Source organism: Sphingomonas kyeonggiensis (assembly GCF_014204495.1).
Classification (GTDB): domain Bacteria; phylum Pseudomonadota; class Alphaproteobacteria; order Sphingomonadales; family Sphingomonadaceae; genus Sphingomonas; species Sphingomonas kyeonggiensis_A.
Genome location: NZ_JACHLN010000001.1, coordinates 334,305 through 347,999 on the forward strand (window position 1 = coordinate 334,305; position 13,695 = coordinate 347,999).

Here is a 13,695-nt window from a genome sequence, read left to right on the forward strand (position 1 = left end):
GCCGATGCCTGCCGCCTGCACCCATCCGGAGGTGCGCATGGATCCGTTTCAGGCTGCCCTCGATGCCATGTTCAATGGGCCCGGCTCGCTGGCGGCATCTTACCAGCATTCGACCGGAGATTTTCCCGCCATCCGTGTCCTGCTCGCGCGGCCCGATGAGGCTGCGACCTTTCGAGGATCTCGGATCGTTCAGGCGACCTATGAAGTCAGTATCCGAAAATCAGAGATCTACGCCCCCATCGCGGGCGCCGAACTGACCATCCCCGGCCAGGAATTCCCGCAGGCTTCGGGGGTGATCACTGATCGGCTGCGGCTCACCGGTGATCCGATGATCGACGCGGAGGGGCTGACCTGGAATTGCGGCGCCGAGCCTATCTGATGCGCGTCACCGCCGGTTTCGGCGACCTCCGTCTCCTCGCCGACGATATCGAGGGCGATGTCGCCGGTGCTGCGACCGAGGCCATGCGGGAAACCACCTACAAAGCCCTCCTCACGCTCAGGCGCCAGGTGGTGTCGGCCGGCCTCGGCCAGCGCCTTGCGAACACCTGGCGCGATCGCGTCTATCCCGAGCAGCGGCGCAGCATGAACCCCAGTGGGTACATCTGGTCGAACGCCCCGGACATCATCGACGCCTTCGGTCGAGGCGCCCAGATCGTGCCGCTTGCCGGTCGCCGATACCTCGCCATCCCCAGCGACAACGTGCCACGCCGCCGGGGCGCGAAGCGCATGACGCCGTTCGAGGTGGAGAACGCCTTCAACCAGGACCTCACCTTCCTGCGCGGCAAGAACGGCCGGGTCCTCGCCTTCGTCGAGGCGGTGCGGTCCCGCAATCGCCGCGGCTATCGACCAGGTACCAAAGGGCGGCTGGCGCAGGGACGCCAGCTCGACCGCATCCTGATGTTCACGCTGGTCCCGACCATCCGCATGCCGAAGCTGCTCGATATCGACGATGTCGCTGCCAGCTGGGCAGCGAACTTCGAAGCTCGGTTCCTGTTTCGATTGGGGGCAAGATGAGCCGTCGCCTCGATGTCCTCTCCGCCCTCAAGGCCCTGATCGCCGCAGCGCTGCCGAACGCCGACGTGCTCGGCCTGGACAATGATGCGAGCCCGCCCGCGCGGATCTATCCCGGCGGCCGGGCAATCGTTCGCAGCGGCGACCCAGGCGAACCCGATATCGATCTTAGCCCCCTCGCTTACAATTACGGCCACCGCGTGCCGGTCGAGCTGCTCGCCAACGATGAGGCGATGCTTGACGCAATGCTCGTTGCGATCGGCAATGCTGTCGAGGCCGACCGCACGCTCGGTGGTCTCTGCGATTGGCTGGAGCCCATCGCGCCGGAGACCGACGTGATCGCCGCCGACAATGCCGCTGCCCAGCGCGGCTGCGAGCTCCTGATCATCGCCAGTTACGTCACCACCAATCCCCTGACCTGAAGGAGTTCGTCATGGCTTTGACGCCCACCACTCGCGCCCGCGGCTCGAACGCCAAGGTCATCGGGTGCTTCGAAACCACCCCCGGCACTGTTCCCGCCAACAATGCCGGCTGGGGCACGATCCCGCTCGTCAGCCATTCGCTCGGCGAGGAGCGGCCTCTCATCGAGAGCGACCTGCTCGGCCAGGGCCGCGAGATGCAGGATCCGATCACGGACGTTGCCACCGACGACGGCGACATCGTCGTGCCGGTGGATGTGCGAAATTTCGGCCGGTGGCTGAAACTCTTCTTCGGCGCGCCGGTGACCACGGGCGACGCTGAGGATGGCTATGCCCACATCTTCACCTCTGGCGCTGCGGCTCTCCCTTCGATGTCGATAGAGGTGGGCTCGCCCGAGGTGCCCGCCTTTACCGTAAACCGGGGCGCCCGCGGCAATCAGTTGCGCATTTCCATGGCCCGCTCGGGCCTGCTCAATGCGACCTGCAGCCTGATCTGCATCGGCGAGACGGATCCGGTGAATGCCTCGGTTGGCCCGGTGGGCCCCGCCGCGCTCGCGGTGACGCGCTTCGCCCAGGCCACTGGCTTCGTGAACAAGGACGGCGCCGCGCTCGGCAGCGTGGTTGCCGCCGACCTCACCTATTCGAACAACCTCGAGAAGGTGGAGACCATCCAGGCCGACGGCCGCATCGAGGACAGCGACCCGGGAATGGCGCAGATTTCCGGTTCGATCACGGTAAAGTTCGCCGATACCGCCCTTCTCGCTGCCGCGACCGCCGGGCTGCCCATCGACGTCGAGTTCGGCTGGACTAAGGGTGAGTTCTCGCTCGTATTCCGGGTTGAACGCCTGTTTCTCCCGAAAGCGAAGCGCCCGATCACTGGGCCGAACGGCATCCAGGCGCAGTTCAACTTTCAGGCGAGCGCGCCGGCGGGCGGGCACTGCTGCGTCGCGACGCTCGAAAACGACGTGGCGACCTACTGATGCTGGTTGCACCGCGAAAGGCCGCTGGGCCTGAATGGCTCAAGATCATGGGCGCGGAAATTCTCTTCGCGCCAATCGATCGAGGCATGTTCCGCCGCGCGAGGCGAGCCGCGCTCGAAAAGCTCGGCCGCTCGGAGGTCCCAGCGACAGATGAGAGCGCCGCCGAGCAGCTCGAGGACCTGGGCGACGCGCTGAGCGAATCGTTAATCCTGGAGGGGGCCCGCGATTGGCGCGACGTCGGCCAGCAGCGCTTCAAGGACACTGGAGAGCCGCTTCTCGACGATATCGGCAACCCGCAATTCGAGCCCCTGCCTTTCTCGCTTGAAAACCTTCGCGCGGTGCTTTCGGACCCGATCGTATTTCAGGCATTCGATGCGGCCTATGTCGTGCCGTTTGCTGCCCGGGAACGCGCAAAAAACGGCTTCGCCGCCTCTCCAGTTGGCACTGGGGTGGCGGGGACGCCGGGCAAAGATACTGCCAACTTTCGTGCTCGGCCGGGCAAGGCACGCGGTGCGAAGCCTGCCCATACGAGGTCGAAGGTTTCGAAGGCGACGAAGCTGAAATAGTCTGGGAAGTCCTGACGACCTGCGACCGACAGCTGCGCGTCGCCGGCGCGGGCCAGCCGTTCGCGCTAGACTTCGGCGCAGTGATGCTGGTCGGCGCGGCGCTTGGAGCCGATCCGGAAATGCTGGCCGATGTGCTCCCCGCGGCTGAGCGGGCCATCATCGCAGGCCTGTCCGACGATATCGACAACGAAGGTTGAAGGGAGGCTGGTGGCATGGCGCGTAACGTCTCCATTCGGCTAGGCACGGAGGGCAAAGCTCAGGTCCGCGCGGATCTGGACGAGATCGCAAACGGTGGCGATGCCGCGGCGAAGCGCTGGGCAAAGTCCTTCGAGCGCGCGGACGCGGACGTGCAAGCGGCCATGCAGCGGCAGGCCAATGCGGCGGCGAAGCTCGCAATGATCATGCCGCAGTCGCAGATGCAGATGCGCATCAACGACGCCAACGGCACGGGCTTCGGGCAGTGGGAGGGCTCCGCTCGGCAGTCGGCGGCCGCTTTCCGCGAGCTATTCGCCGAGCAAGAGCGCCTCGAGGCCGGCGCGCGCGCCCTCCGCGCCGCGATCGATCCTCTAACCGTCGCGCAAGGCCGGTTCGACGCCGAGATGGCAGAGGCGCGGGTGCTCATTTCCGCCGGCGCGATCTCGCTGGATGAATATGTGGCGAAGCTGCGGATAGAGAAGACCGCACTGGACGCCGTTACGGCAGCGCAAGCGCGCGGTGGTGCGAGCGCCAACGCGCATCGCGCCGCCATGCAGGGGCTATCTTTTCAAGCGCAGGACGCCTTCACCCAGATCTCGATGGGCACCAACATCCTCTCGGTGCTCGCCATCCAGGGCGGCCAGGCCGCCGGCCAGATGGTCCACCTCGAGGGCAAATTGGGCGCGGTCGCCAATTTCATGGTCGGCCCTTGGGGTCTCGCGATAACCGGCGGCCTCCTGGTCCTCGGGGCGCTGACGGATCATCTGTTCAAGGCCAGTGCCGCTTCGGAAGGAGCTGCAGACGCCGCGAAGAAGCACGCCGAAGCGGAACAGCAGCTGCAGAAGGCCATCGAGGACCAGGAGTCCGCGCTTCGCCGGAGCATCCAGACCTCAAGGCAGGCCCGGGCTGAGTCTCTCGCTCTCGCGCAGCAGCGCGTGGAGGAGGCCAAGGCGACCCGGGATGCGACCGCTGCGACGCTTAGAAAGGCGCTTGCGGATCTCAACGCGCAGAAGTCGGGACTGGGAATGGGCGGCATCACCGGCACCGCGAATGTTCTCGCGCCCACCCAGCGGCTCAATGAGCTCACGACCGCGCGCGACGCGCTCTATCGGCAGCTGAATGACAACGAGAAAGCCATCGCGGCCCGCGTCGCCGCAGTTCGCGTTGCCGAGGTGCCGATTTTGCGCGCTGAGGCGGAAGAGCGCGCTGACAAGGCGGCCGCCGCCACTGCGCGGTACGAGCGCGGCCTGGAGGCTCTCGAGAAGCGATACACGGCCGGCAAGATCAGCCAACAGCAATACGGCCAGGAGATCGACAAGCTGCGAGCGGCCCGAGATGCGGATACGGAGGCGGCTCGGCGCGCTGACCGCGGGGGGCGCAGCTCAGGATCGACGCATAGCGCAGATGTCAGCGCGGTGCGCGACCTAGCGTCCGAACTGCGCGCCCTGGAAGGCCGCTATGATCCAGTGGCGGGCGCCGCGCGTACGTATCGGGAGGAATTGGAGAAGATCGCTAAGCTTGCGGGCGCCGGCCTGATTGATGGTGATCAGGCTGCGATGTTTCGCGATGGCGCGTTCGGCATCTACGCGGGATCCAGGGCCGATGCCTTGGGTAAGGCCATCGGGATTGACGGCATCCGATCGGATGCCGGGGCCGAGAAGAAGGCGATCGACGACATCATTGCTGCCGAAGATCGGCGCACCAAGGCGCGGGATCAGTTGTTTGGCGATCAGGAGGACCGGCTCGAGCTCCTCCGCCGCGAAGGTCAACTGATTGGCGCAAACGACAACCTGCGATCCGCCGAGCTCGAGAAGCTCAAGCTTATCCAGGATGTTCGGCGCGGCACGCTCGACCTGTCAGAGCAGGACCTCGCGACGGCGTTGCGCAACATTGACGCCCAGGCCGCACTTGCCGAGGAGGTTCGCCGCACCAGCACCGCGATGGACGAGCTGCGATCGTTTGGGGCGGACTTCGTCGATAGCGTCCTCAGCGAGAACACCTGGTCGAGCTGGGGGAATGCTGGGAAGACCATCCTCAAGATGATCCAGGACGAGTTCATCAAGCTCGCCCTGCTCAACCCGCTCAAGAACCTGATTAACGGCAACGACGCGCTGCCGACGGTCACCTCCCTGTTCAGCAGCGTCAGCAAGCTCTTTGGTGGCGGTAATTCCGGCCTGAATCTGGTGCATGAGATCGGCCACAACGCGGCCGGCACTGAGTATTGGTCGGGCGGCATGTCGCTCGTCGGCGAGAATGGCCCGGAGATCGTCAGCATGCCGCGCGGCTCCGCGGTCACGCCGGCGGGTGAGACCCGCCGTCTGCTCAGCGCGGGTCAGCAGCCGGTCAAGGTGTTGGTCCAGGTGGCTGCGAACGACTATTTTGACGCGAAGGTTGCCAGCATCTCGGGTGCTCAATTGGAGGCGGCTGCGCCCCATATCGCAGCCGGCGCAGCCACGCTCGCCGGCGTGCAGCAGGCGCGCCGGGCTCGCCGGCGCCTGGTGGGAGGCTGACATGGCAATAGAACTGCCTCAGCCGCGCCTTCCCAAGGTCGCGGTCCCCAGATTGCTCGACTGGGGGGCTGACCAGAAGGCTCCGCAGGGTGGCGCGTATCAGCGCCTCAATCGACTTGGGAATCGCTTCGCCCTCGATATTTCCTATCCCCGTCTCAAGCCGGAGCCTGACGGCAGGATCCTCGCGAGTCGCCTTCGCCGGGCGAAGACTGAGGGTGCACTATTTCCAGTTCCCCAGCCAGGGCTTTCGGTCGGCGTGCCCGGCAATCCGGTGGTCGATGGCGCTGGGCAGGCAGGGGCGGCGATCCTGCTGCGCGGCTTTACGGCTGGTTACCAGGTGCGTGAGGGCCAGTTCTTCAGCATCATCCATGGTGGCCGGCGCTATCTGCACTGTGCGAGCGCAGACGCGGTAGCCGGTGGTGATGGCAAGGTGACATTGAGCATCCACCCGATGTTGCGGATCCAGCCCTCCAACGGCGCGATTTGCGAATTCGCCAAGCCCTATATCGAGGGCATCGTCGGTGGCCAGAGCATCGATGTCGAGCTGAGCATTGCCAAGATGCAGGTGCCGTCCATCACCATCACCGAGCGCGCCTGACCATGACCGCGCTCACACCCGCTCTCGACAGCGCCCTGCGCGCTGACGCGCCGACCGTTTTCGGCGCGGTTTCGATCGACCTCCCCGCCGCCCAGGTCAACCTGCTCGATGGTGCCGGCCTCCTTTCCTTCGGCGGCCGCACCTATGTCGGTGAGGACGCAACCTACGGGGTGCTTTCCGACGTCGAGGACATCACCGACGGCACTGGCGACAGCGCGCCAGCATTCTCGCTGACCATTCTGCCGAGCGGCGACGCCGCCGCGGCGGCGCTCGCCGCACCCGACATGCAGGGTTCTCAGGTGCGCGTCTGGTTCGGGGCAATCAATCCGCTTACCGGGTTGGTGATCCCTGACCCTCACCTCCTGTTTCTGGGGGAGCTGGACGTTCCGTCGCTGATCTCGTCCGGTGACGGCCGCCGGCTGGATTACGAGGTGGTCAGTGTCTTCGAGCGCCTGTTCGAGGATGATGAGAGCGCCCGCCTGTCGGACGGCTTCCACCGCAGCATCTTCCCGAACGAGTTCGGCCTCGAATACGTAACCGGCGTTGCGGAGCCGGTTTACTGGGGAGTGGCCGGCAACCCGTCGGCTGTAGTGCAGAACGCCTTCGGCAAGTTCTACAAATTCGAAGACGGCAGCCTCGAGTACCGCGAATGACAGACCCTCTCGTGCGCCGGCGTGATGCCGCGCAGCAGATCCTCGATGCCTGGAAGGCAAGGCCGCTTCGGCTGGGCACGAACGATTGCGTCCGGATGATCGCGGCGCATCTGCGGAAGCTCGGCTATAAGGTGAAGCTGCCGCCGTCAGGATCCTACCGCACCGTGGCGAGCGCGACTAAGGCGCTGCGGGCAGCGGGCTTCTCGTCGGTGGGCGCCGCGCTCGATGATTTGGGCCTGGAGCGGATTGCCCCAGCGGCTGCCATCGTCGGCGATATCCTGGAATTGCCAGCGGTTGATGGCCTCGGGGCGTTTGCCATCGCGCTCGGGAACGGTCGGGCAGCAGCTTACCACGAAGACGTCGCTGGGGGCGTCCAGGTTATCCAGCCACTCGAATATGTTGACGCGTGGAGGGCTCCGCCGCGGCATTAGCTGGCGCAGAACCTTATCCGATTACGCCATTTCTTGTTCAATGCGAATGATCGCCGCACTTCGATTCTGGTCGGCGTCTCTTCGTAGATCGTAATCAGCACTGGCGACGTCTCGATATTTCCGAACGTAACGAAGCGCTTGCCAGGTTCACGCGAAGCCAGCGGCCGCCCGATCCCGTCAAGAGCGAGCCCGACGCATTGCTGCACTGCATCTGGGCTCTGGCCGCTCGTCAGCGTCATGACGGGGTCCCTTGCAAGCATTTTTGGCGAAGGCGCACCCGCGCTCACTTGCGTGAGCACTCCTACGAGCAGTGCCGCCAACTGCGTTGCGATCATCGAATCTCCCCTGTTTAAGAGGAGGCTATCACGTCCAAAGTTCTCAAGACAGCCGCCATAGTCGTTTCGGTGGTCGCGTTGGCAGTCGCCATTCCGGGTGTTGGTGCCGCCGTTGGTGCAACACTTGGCGTTTCAGCCGCTACCGTTACGGCAGTTGCCTCTATCGCTGCCGCCGGTCTGGCCTTGGCAGCGAGGCTGACTGCAAAACCCCCATCGGCGCAGGCGACAGGGTCTCAAACAAGTTTCAGCGCCGATCCCGACGCCGGCCTCCCCTATGTGGTTGGCAGGACGGGGTCGGCGGGCAACATCGTGCTGCGCAAAGGCTTCAACACCAGCGACGCCGGCGACAACGACCGGCAGTCCTTCGTGTCGGTGCTCTCTGTCGGGCCGGTGAAGTCGGTGGGCGGGTTCACCGCCGATCGCACCGCCGTTGCGTTCAACGGCGTCGGCCAGGCCATCGGCACCTTTGCCGGTTTCATGTGGATGACGACGCAGCTCGGCCTGTTGCCGCAGCCGGCTGCGCTTGGCTTCGGTACGGGTGCCGGCACGCCGCCCGGATGGTCGGCCGCCCACAAGCTCTCAGGCCTCGCGGCAGCCGCCTGGACCCTGCGCTTCGATACGAAGGCCAAGCTTTACCAAAATGGCGTGCCCGCCCCGATGTGGGTGGTCGAAGGCGGCCTTTGCTACGATCCGCGCAAGGACAGCACCTATCCTGGCGGAAGCGGCCCCCATCGCATGGCCGACCCGGCGGACACTGCAGCGTACGACGCCGCCGTCGCGACCTGGGAATATTCCGAGGACCCGTATCTTCATGGCCTCAAGTGGGTGCACGGCATCTGGCAGCGCGATCGAAACGACCCGACGTCGAAGTACCAGCGCGTCATGGGCATGGGTGCTCCCTGGGCTGGGATCGACGTCGCATCGTTCGTCGACGGGGCCAACATCGCCCAGGCGAACGGCTGGAAGGTCGGCGGGGTCATCTTCTCGGGTGACAACAAATGGGACAGCCTGAAGAAGCTCTTGCAGGCTGGCATGGGCGAGCCCCTCGCACTGGGAGCAAAGATCAGCTGCCTTGTGAATGCGCCCAAGGTCAGCTTGGCCACGATCACCATCGACGATGTCGTCGGCGAGGCTTCGGTCGCGGCAACGCAGCCGCGCCGCGCGCGCATCAACACGGTCACGCCGCGCTACCGCCTCGAGGCGAACAACTGGCAGCTGCTGCCCGGTCCTCCAATCTCTGTGCCCGAATATGTCGCAGCCGATCGCGGCAAGCGATCGAAGGTGCTCGACTATGCGTTCATCCAGGACGCGAACCAGGTCGCCACGGCGGTCCGCTACGACATCGAGAACGCGCGTGAGTTCGGCCCGATCGTGCTGCCGCTCAAGCTGTTCTGGATGGGCTTCAAGCCCGGCGACTGTGTAACCGCGCAGCTGCCGGAGATGGGCCTCAACGGCCAGACGATCCTCCTGCTCAACCGCGATCTCGACCCCGGCTCTGGTATCGCGACGATGACGGCGCGGAGCGAAACGCCGGGCAAGCATCCTTTCGCGCTCGGCCAGACTACTACGCCCCCGTCGACTCCCGCCCTCTCTGGCCCGCCGCTGGTCCCGGTGCCCGGCGCGGCGGCCTGGGATATCTCCGAGACAGGCCTGACGAAGGACGGCGTGACCTTCCCGGCTCTGGTAGTTACGGGCGCCGTCGATGCCGGATCTGCAGAAAGCGTGGTTTTCGAATACCGGCGGTTCGTCAACGGGCAGGCGGCCGACGCCAATTGGAGCGTGGCCGGTGTCGAGCCGGTCACGACTGCGCGCAAGGAAATCTCGGGGGTGCTTCCCTCCACAGCCTACGAAGTCGCCGTCAGCTATCGATCGCGCGGAGTTCTGGGCGGTCGGCGCATTCTGGGGCCAGAAGTCACCACCGCGGACACCGCTGCGGACAACGCGGCTGCCGCGCTCGGCCTTGCCGAAGCGGCGCAGGATCTCGCCAGCGGCAAAAGCACCATCTTCTACCAGGTGTCGCCGCCGACCGCCGCAGAGAGCGCCGAGAATGATCGCTGGGTCGATACCGATGCGGGCAACTTCGAATATCGGCGCCTCCCTGGCAGCGGCCGGCTCTCGATCGGCGGCACCGTGGTCACCTTCGGTGGTGCTGCGATCGTCTATCCGCCTTGGGCACCGGCGCCTGACCAGCGCATTGCGCAAGCGCTCACCGACGCGGCGGGCGCCCAGGCGACCGCCGACGGCAAGGTTGCCACCTTCAACCAGGAGGCCACGCCCACCGCCGAGAGCTTCGGCGACCTTTGGTATCAGCCGAGCACCCAGTCGCTGAAGCGCTGGAACGGCGCATCCTGGTCGGAAGTGGCGACGGTGGGTGCCACGCCCGCGCAGATCGCTCAGATCACCCAGGCACTATCCGACGCGGCCAATGCGCAGGCGACGGCCGACGGGAAGATCGACTCCTTCTATCAGCCCGGCGCACCCGCTGTTTTCGGCGAGGGCGACCTCTGGACCGACACCGACGACGGCAACAAGCTGTACCGCGCATCGGCCAACTCAGCGGCCGGCGGAGCCTGGGTGCTGGTGCGCGATACGGGCATCGCGGCCGCGATCGCGGCGGCCGCCGGCGCCCAGGGGACTGCCGACGGCAAGGTCACCACCTTCACCGGAACCGGCGTGCCGGCGGCGACAGCGGTAGGCGATCTCTGGTACAATGGCAGCACCGGCGTGCTCGCGCGCTGGAACGGCGCCGCATGGATCTCGACAGCCGACAACACCGCGCTCGTGCAGCCTTCCGTCACTGGGCCGACGCCACTCAGCTTTAACGCCAACTATCTCGGCGTGCTCGACGCGGGCGCGGTGCCGAAGGACTTCCCCTACAAGCGACTGCAGGGCTCGACCGATGTCACCACTGCGACCGCATGGTCGATCATCGCAGCGGACGGGGTGACGCTGACGATCGGCGCGGGCGACGGCGTGGCGAACATCACGGCCGTCAGCAAGGACTCGGCCAGCTTCACGATCCGATCGACCTACAATGGCGTGACCCGCGACTTCCCTGTCATCGTCCAGCGGTCCCGCGCTGCGGCGCCGGTCAACACGGGCAGCACCGGCAATCCGGGCACCTCCGGATCGGTCAACGCAAGCGCGTCCAGCACCTCCACCAGCTATGGCGGGGCGGACAGCGCTTCCTTCACCTGCGTCGCCGGCACAGCCGGCCAAGTCGCGCTCAGCACCTCGCTCACCGTTTCGCTTTACGCGCCAAGCGGGGTCTATTCGCAGTCGGGTTACGCGAAGCCCCAATGGCGGGTGCCGGGCGGCAGCTGGGCGGACGTCGGTTCAGAGTATCTCAGCAACGGCCCCGCCAGCTACGACAAGACCAACGGCCCGACGGACACCACGCTCGACGTCAATGTGACGAAGACCGGGCTGACGGCGGGCAGCACCTATGAGTTCCGCCTCACCTTCCGAAAGGCATCCGGCACCAGCGGCCAGACGATGTCGTTTTCGGGCACGTTCGCGGGGACCGGCTCGTGACCTGGTGGATGGTCCGCGATCGCGCCACGGGCGAGGAGCAACTCGTCAGCTGCGACGGCCCTTACGCGCCGTACGACGGTGATCTCTTCGAGCTCGCGGAGCTGGAGCACGAGCTAGACCTGACGCGAGAGCGCTGGGATTGGGAACTTGACGCTGTCGTGCTGCGCGCAACGCCCGAGCAGGCGCGGAATGATCGGTGGGAGGCGGCGAAGGTCTACCGCGAGCAGCGCCGCAACGCGCCATTGCCGATCATGGGTGTGCTCGCCGGCGACGTGATTATTGCCGATTGCGACCTAGAGAGCCGCCTCACGATCGCCGGAGCGGTCCAGATGGCCACGCTCGCGCAGGCGGCGAACGAGCCGTACTCTCTGACGTTCACCGATCACGACAATCGCCAGCACACCCTCGATGCCGGCCAGGTGATCGCGCTGGGTGTCAGCGTGGCGACATTCCAGGGGCTCTGCCACGCCGCGAGCCAGAGCGTGCGCAACGCGCTCGATACGGCGGTCGCCGAGGGAGCCACCGCTGCCGAGATCCTGCTGATCGACATCACCGCCGGCTATCCCGAACCACCCGAAGCCGGCGATCCACCCACTGAACCGGAGAGCTGACCGTGGCCGATACCGACTATTCCGCGCTAGCCGCGACCAACACGATCGCCGCGACGGACGGGATCGTCCTTGTGCGCGGCGGGGTTCCGTACCGGTTCACGGGCACCCTCCCGATCATCACCGCAGCGGCCAATTTCGGATGGGGAGACACGCCGATTGACGGATATGGCCGATCGCTCACTGTCAGCCAGGGCGGCGCACACCCGACCCTGCTGCATCAATCCGTCGATACCAACGATGAGCGGTTCTACATACTGAACAACCTGGATCGACCGACTGGCGGCTTTGCCGGCACCTTCCAGTATCGGAAGACGGGTGCCGCTGGCTCGGCCTACCAGCAGAGCGCGGGCCGGCACATCTTCCTGACGGCGGCCGTTGGCACTGCCGGCGCGACCGCGACCATGGTGGAGAGTGCTCGGCTGGACGAGTCCGGGAACCTTGGCTTGGGCACCACCAACCCCGGCGGGTGGCGGATCAATGCTCGGCAGGGAAGTACTTCGCTGCTGGCGCTCGAGAACACTGCCGGCGTCGGCGCGACGATCCAGTTGGCGGACACCTCCTATTCCGGGCGCATCGTTCAGAATGCCGGGGCGATGATCATCCAGGTGGCGGGCACGACAGAGGCCTTCCGCTGCGACACGTCGGGCAGCATCATCCCGGGTGCCGATAATGCGCGTAATCTGGGCTCCGCGTCCCGCCGCTTTGGTACCGTCTATGCGGCAACCTCGACCATCAACACGTCGGATGCCGCGCTCAAGACCGTCCGTGGTGAGGGTGAGCTGACGGCCGAGGAGATCGCCTGGGCACGCGCGATCCGCATCCTTCCCTATCGCTTCAACGATGCGATCGCGGCGAAGGGTGATGCGGCGCGGCTGCACTTCGGCGTTCTCGCCCAGGAGGTGCATGCCGCCGGCCTCGCCGCCGGCATCGAAGATCCCTTCGCTTACGCCTTCCTGTGCCGAGATCCTCTCATGGCGGAGGTGGAGGTGATGGAGCAGGTCCGCGTGCAGAAGACCGAGCCCTACGAGCGAGACGAAACCACCATCGTGGTGGAGGACGGCGTCGCGCGAGCGCTGGTGCGCACCGTCAACGATATGCGGCCGGTGTTCGAAGAGATCCCGGTCGTCGATGAACACGGGGCGGCCGTCATGCTCCGGATCGGCGAGGATGCGGAGGGCGCTCCCATCATGCAGCAGGCCGTGCACCTGGAGCCGGTCATGGTGACGATCGAGCAGCCGGTGACCAAAGCTGTGCCGGCGCTCGATGATCAGGGCAGGCCGGTCGAGCGCTGGGGCATCCGCTACGAGGAACTGGCCATGTTCCTGCTCGCAGCGTCCGCTCGGCAGGCATGATCATGACTATCGCATTTGAAAGGGGGCGGACGATGACGCCAGTGTTTGAAGGGGTCGCCGCGAAGTACGGCTGGATCCTGCTTGGGGTGACCTGTGGCCTGGCCGCACGCTACGCACTACTCCTCAAGAAGGGCGTTAAGATAAGGGCGTGGATGGTGCTGTCCGACGTGCTGTTGCTGCCCACCGTAATATTGATCGCCTACACCCTGGCCAAGCAGGCGGGCATCCAGGGGGAGCCGGCGGCCTTGGTGAGCGCGCTTTGCGCCGTGGGTGCAGATCGGTTGGTGAAGCTCTATGCCGACCGCTTCGTGGCCAAGGTGGATAGCGAAGTGCGGGTGCTCGCCGAAGAGACGATCGGGGTTGTTCGACAGGAAGTGCAGGTAGCCCGCTCCGGGGAGGCGATCGTCGCCGACACGATCGATGGGCGTGCGCCTGACCAGTATGTGGCGCTCAAGCCTCACCCGCAGGCCCCCATTCCCCCGAAGTAACCGCATCGAAAG

General features: G+C 65.8%; 14 protein-coding genes. 13 read left to right on the plus strand and 1 reads right to left on the minus strand.

The features are described 5' to 3' along the window. Positions 1-37 precede the first annotated feature (37 nt). The 9 genes from HNP52_RS01725 to HNP52_RS01770 all read left to right on the plus strand — a co-directional run bounded on the left by HNP52_RS01725 (position 38) and on the right by HNP52_RS01770 (position 7,363). Positions 38-379 (plus strand): hypothetical protein, encoded by a 342-nt coding sequence (locus HNP52_RS01725; RefSeq protein ID WP_184161608.1) that lies wholly within the window; start codon positions 38-40, stop codon positions 377-379. Continuing rightward, positions 379-1,014, plus strand: a complete 636-nt coding sequence (locus tag HNP52_RS01730) for a DUF6441 family protein (protein ID WP_184161610.1) — start codon at positions 379-381, stop codon at positions 1,012-1,014. Before HNP52_RS01725 ends, HNP52_RS01730 begins: the two co-directional genes overlap by 1 nt. Then, entirely contained in the window at positions 1,011-1,433 is a 423-nt protein-coding gene (locus tag HNP52_RS01735; protein ID WP_184161613.1) for a hypothetical protein, read from the plus strand. The genes HNP52_RS01730 and HNP52_RS01735 overlap by 4 nt, the downstream gene beginning before the upstream one ends. Positions 1,434-1,444: 11 nt before the next feature. Then, on the plus strand, positions 1,445-2,410 hold the full coding sequence (locus HNP52_RS01740; protein WP_184161616.1) for a phage tail tube protein: 966 nt from the start codon (positions 1,445-1,447) through the stop codon (positions 2,408-2,410). Then, positions 2,410-2,976 carry a hypothetical protein gene (locus HNP52_RS01745; RefSeq protein ID WP_184161619.1) on the plus strand — a complete coding sequence of 189 codons (567 nt, stop codon included), beginning with the start codon at positions 2,410-2,412 and terminating at the stop codon, positions 2,974-2,976. Before HNP52_RS01740 ends, HNP52_RS01745 begins: the two co-directional genes overlap by 1 nt. A 212-nt stretch (positions 2,977-3,188) precedes the next feature. Next, positions 3,189-5,681 carry a hypothetical protein gene (locus HNP52_RS01755; RefSeq protein ID WP_184161622.1) on the plus strand — a complete coding sequence of 831 codons (2,493 nt, stop codon included), beginning with the start codon at positions 3,189-3,191 and terminating at the stop codon, positions 5,679-5,681. Between the two features lies 1 nt (position 5,682). Then, a complete protein-coding gene (locus HNP52_RS01760; protein WP_184161625.1) occupies positions 5,683-6,279 on the plus strand; it encodes a hypothetical protein in 597 nt (198 codons plus the stop codon). A gap of 2 nt (positions 6,280-6,281) precedes the next feature. After that, on the plus strand, positions 6,282-6,932 hold the full coding sequence (locus HNP52_RS01765) for a hypothetical protein (RefSeq protein ID WP_184161628.1): 651 nt from the start codon (positions 6,282-6,284) through the stop codon (positions 6,930-6,932). Continuing rightward, positions 6,929-7,363, plus strand: a complete 435-nt coding sequence (locus HNP52_RS01770) for a DUF6950 family protein (RefSeq protein ID WP_184161630.1) — start codon at positions 6,929-6,931, stop codon at positions 7,361-7,363. Before HNP52_RS01765 ends, HNP52_RS01770 begins: the two co-directional genes overlap by 4 nt. Here the strand turns inward: HNP52_RS01770 and HNP52_RS01775 are convergent. Then, positions 7,360-7,698 carry a hypothetical protein gene (locus HNP52_RS01775; protein WP_184161633.1) on the minus strand — a complete coding sequence of 113 codons (339 nt, stop codon included), beginning with the start codon at positions 7,696-7,698 and terminating at the stop codon, positions 7,360-7,362. The genes HNP52_RS01770 and HNP52_RS01775 overlap by 4 nt on opposite strands. 276 nt (positions 7,699-7,974) lie before the next feature. On the opposite strand from HNP52_RS01775, the gene HNP52_RS01780 reads away from it, so the two are divergent. From HNP52_RS01780 to HNP52_RS01795, 4 genes are read left to right on the plus strand one after another with little or no spacing between them, the layout of a single operon-like run. Further along, the gene (locus HNP52_RS01780) at positions 7,975-11,232 is read left to right on the plus strand and encodes a hypothetical protein (protein ID WP_184161638.1); all 3,258 of its coding nucleotides are present in this window, start codon (positions 7,975-7,977) and stop codon (positions 11,230-11,232) included. After that, complete coding sequence (locus HNP52_RS01785; protein ID WP_184161641.1) at positions 11,229-11,843, plus strand: DUF4376 domain-containing protein; 615 nt, start codon at positions 11,229-11,231, stop codon at positions 11,841-11,843. The genes HNP52_RS01780 and HNP52_RS01785 overlap by 4 nt, the downstream gene beginning before the upstream one ends. Before the next feature lie 2 nt (positions 11,844-11,845). Further along, positions 11,846-13,195 carry a tail fiber domain-containing protein gene (locus HNP52_RS23255; RefSeq protein ID WP_221416073.1) on the plus strand — a complete coding sequence of 450 codons (1,350 nt, stop codon included), beginning with the start codon at positions 11,846-11,848 and terminating at the stop codon, positions 13,193-13,195. Further along, positions 13,192-13,683 (plus strand): hypothetical protein, encoded by a 492-nt coding sequence (locus HNP52_RS01795; RefSeq protein ID WP_184161644.1) that lies wholly within the window; start codon positions 13,192-13,194, stop codon positions 13,681-13,683. The genes HNP52_RS23255 and HNP52_RS01795 overlap by 4 nt, the downstream gene beginning before the upstream one ends. Positions 13,684-13,695 lie beyond the last annotated feature (12 nt).

Coding starts and splice junctions, on each gene's coding strand:
- HNP52_RS01725 (WP_184161608.1), top strand. CDS start 38: ATGGATCCGTTTCAGGCTGCCCTCGATGCCATGTTCAATGGGCCCGGC.
- HNP52_RS01730 (WP_184161610.1), top strand. CDS start 379: ATGCGCGTCACCGCCGGTTTCGGCGACCTCCGTCTCCTCGCCGACGAT.
- HNP52_RS01735 (WP_184161613.1), top strand. CDS start 1,011: ATGAGCCGTCGCCTCGATGTCCTCTCCGCCCTCAAGGCCCTGATCGCC.
- HNP52_RS01740 (WP_184161616.1), top strand. CDS start 1,445: ATGGCTTTGACGCCCACCACTCGCGCCCGCGGCTCGAACGCCAAGGTC.
- HNP52_RS01745 (WP_184161619.1), top strand. CDS start 2,410: ATGCTGGTTGCACCGCGAAAGGCCGCTGGGCCTGAATGGCTCAAGATC.
- HNP52_RS01755 (WP_184161622.1), top strand. CDS start 3,189: ATGGCGCGTAACGTCTCCATTCGGCTAGGCACGGAGGGCAAAGCTCAG.
- HNP52_RS01760 (WP_184161625.1), top strand. CDS start 5,683: ATGGCAATAGAACTGCCTCAGCCGCGCCTTCCCAAGGTCGCGGTCCCC.
- HNP52_RS01765 (WP_184161628.1), top strand. CDS start 6,282: ATGACCGCGCTCACACCCGCTCTCGACAGCGCCCTGCGCGCTGACGCG.
- HNP52_RS01770 (WP_184161630.1), top strand. CDS start 6,929: ATGACAGACCCTCTCGTGCGCCGGCGTGATGCCGCGCAGCAGATCCTC.
- HNP52_RS01775 (WP_184161633.1), bottom strand. CDS start 7,698: ATGATCGCAACGCAGTTGGCGGCACTGCTCGTAGGAGTGCTCACGCAA.
- HNP52_RS01795 (WP_184161644.1), top strand. CDS start 13,192: ATGATCATGACTATCGCATTTGAAAGGGGGCGGACGATGACGCCAGTG.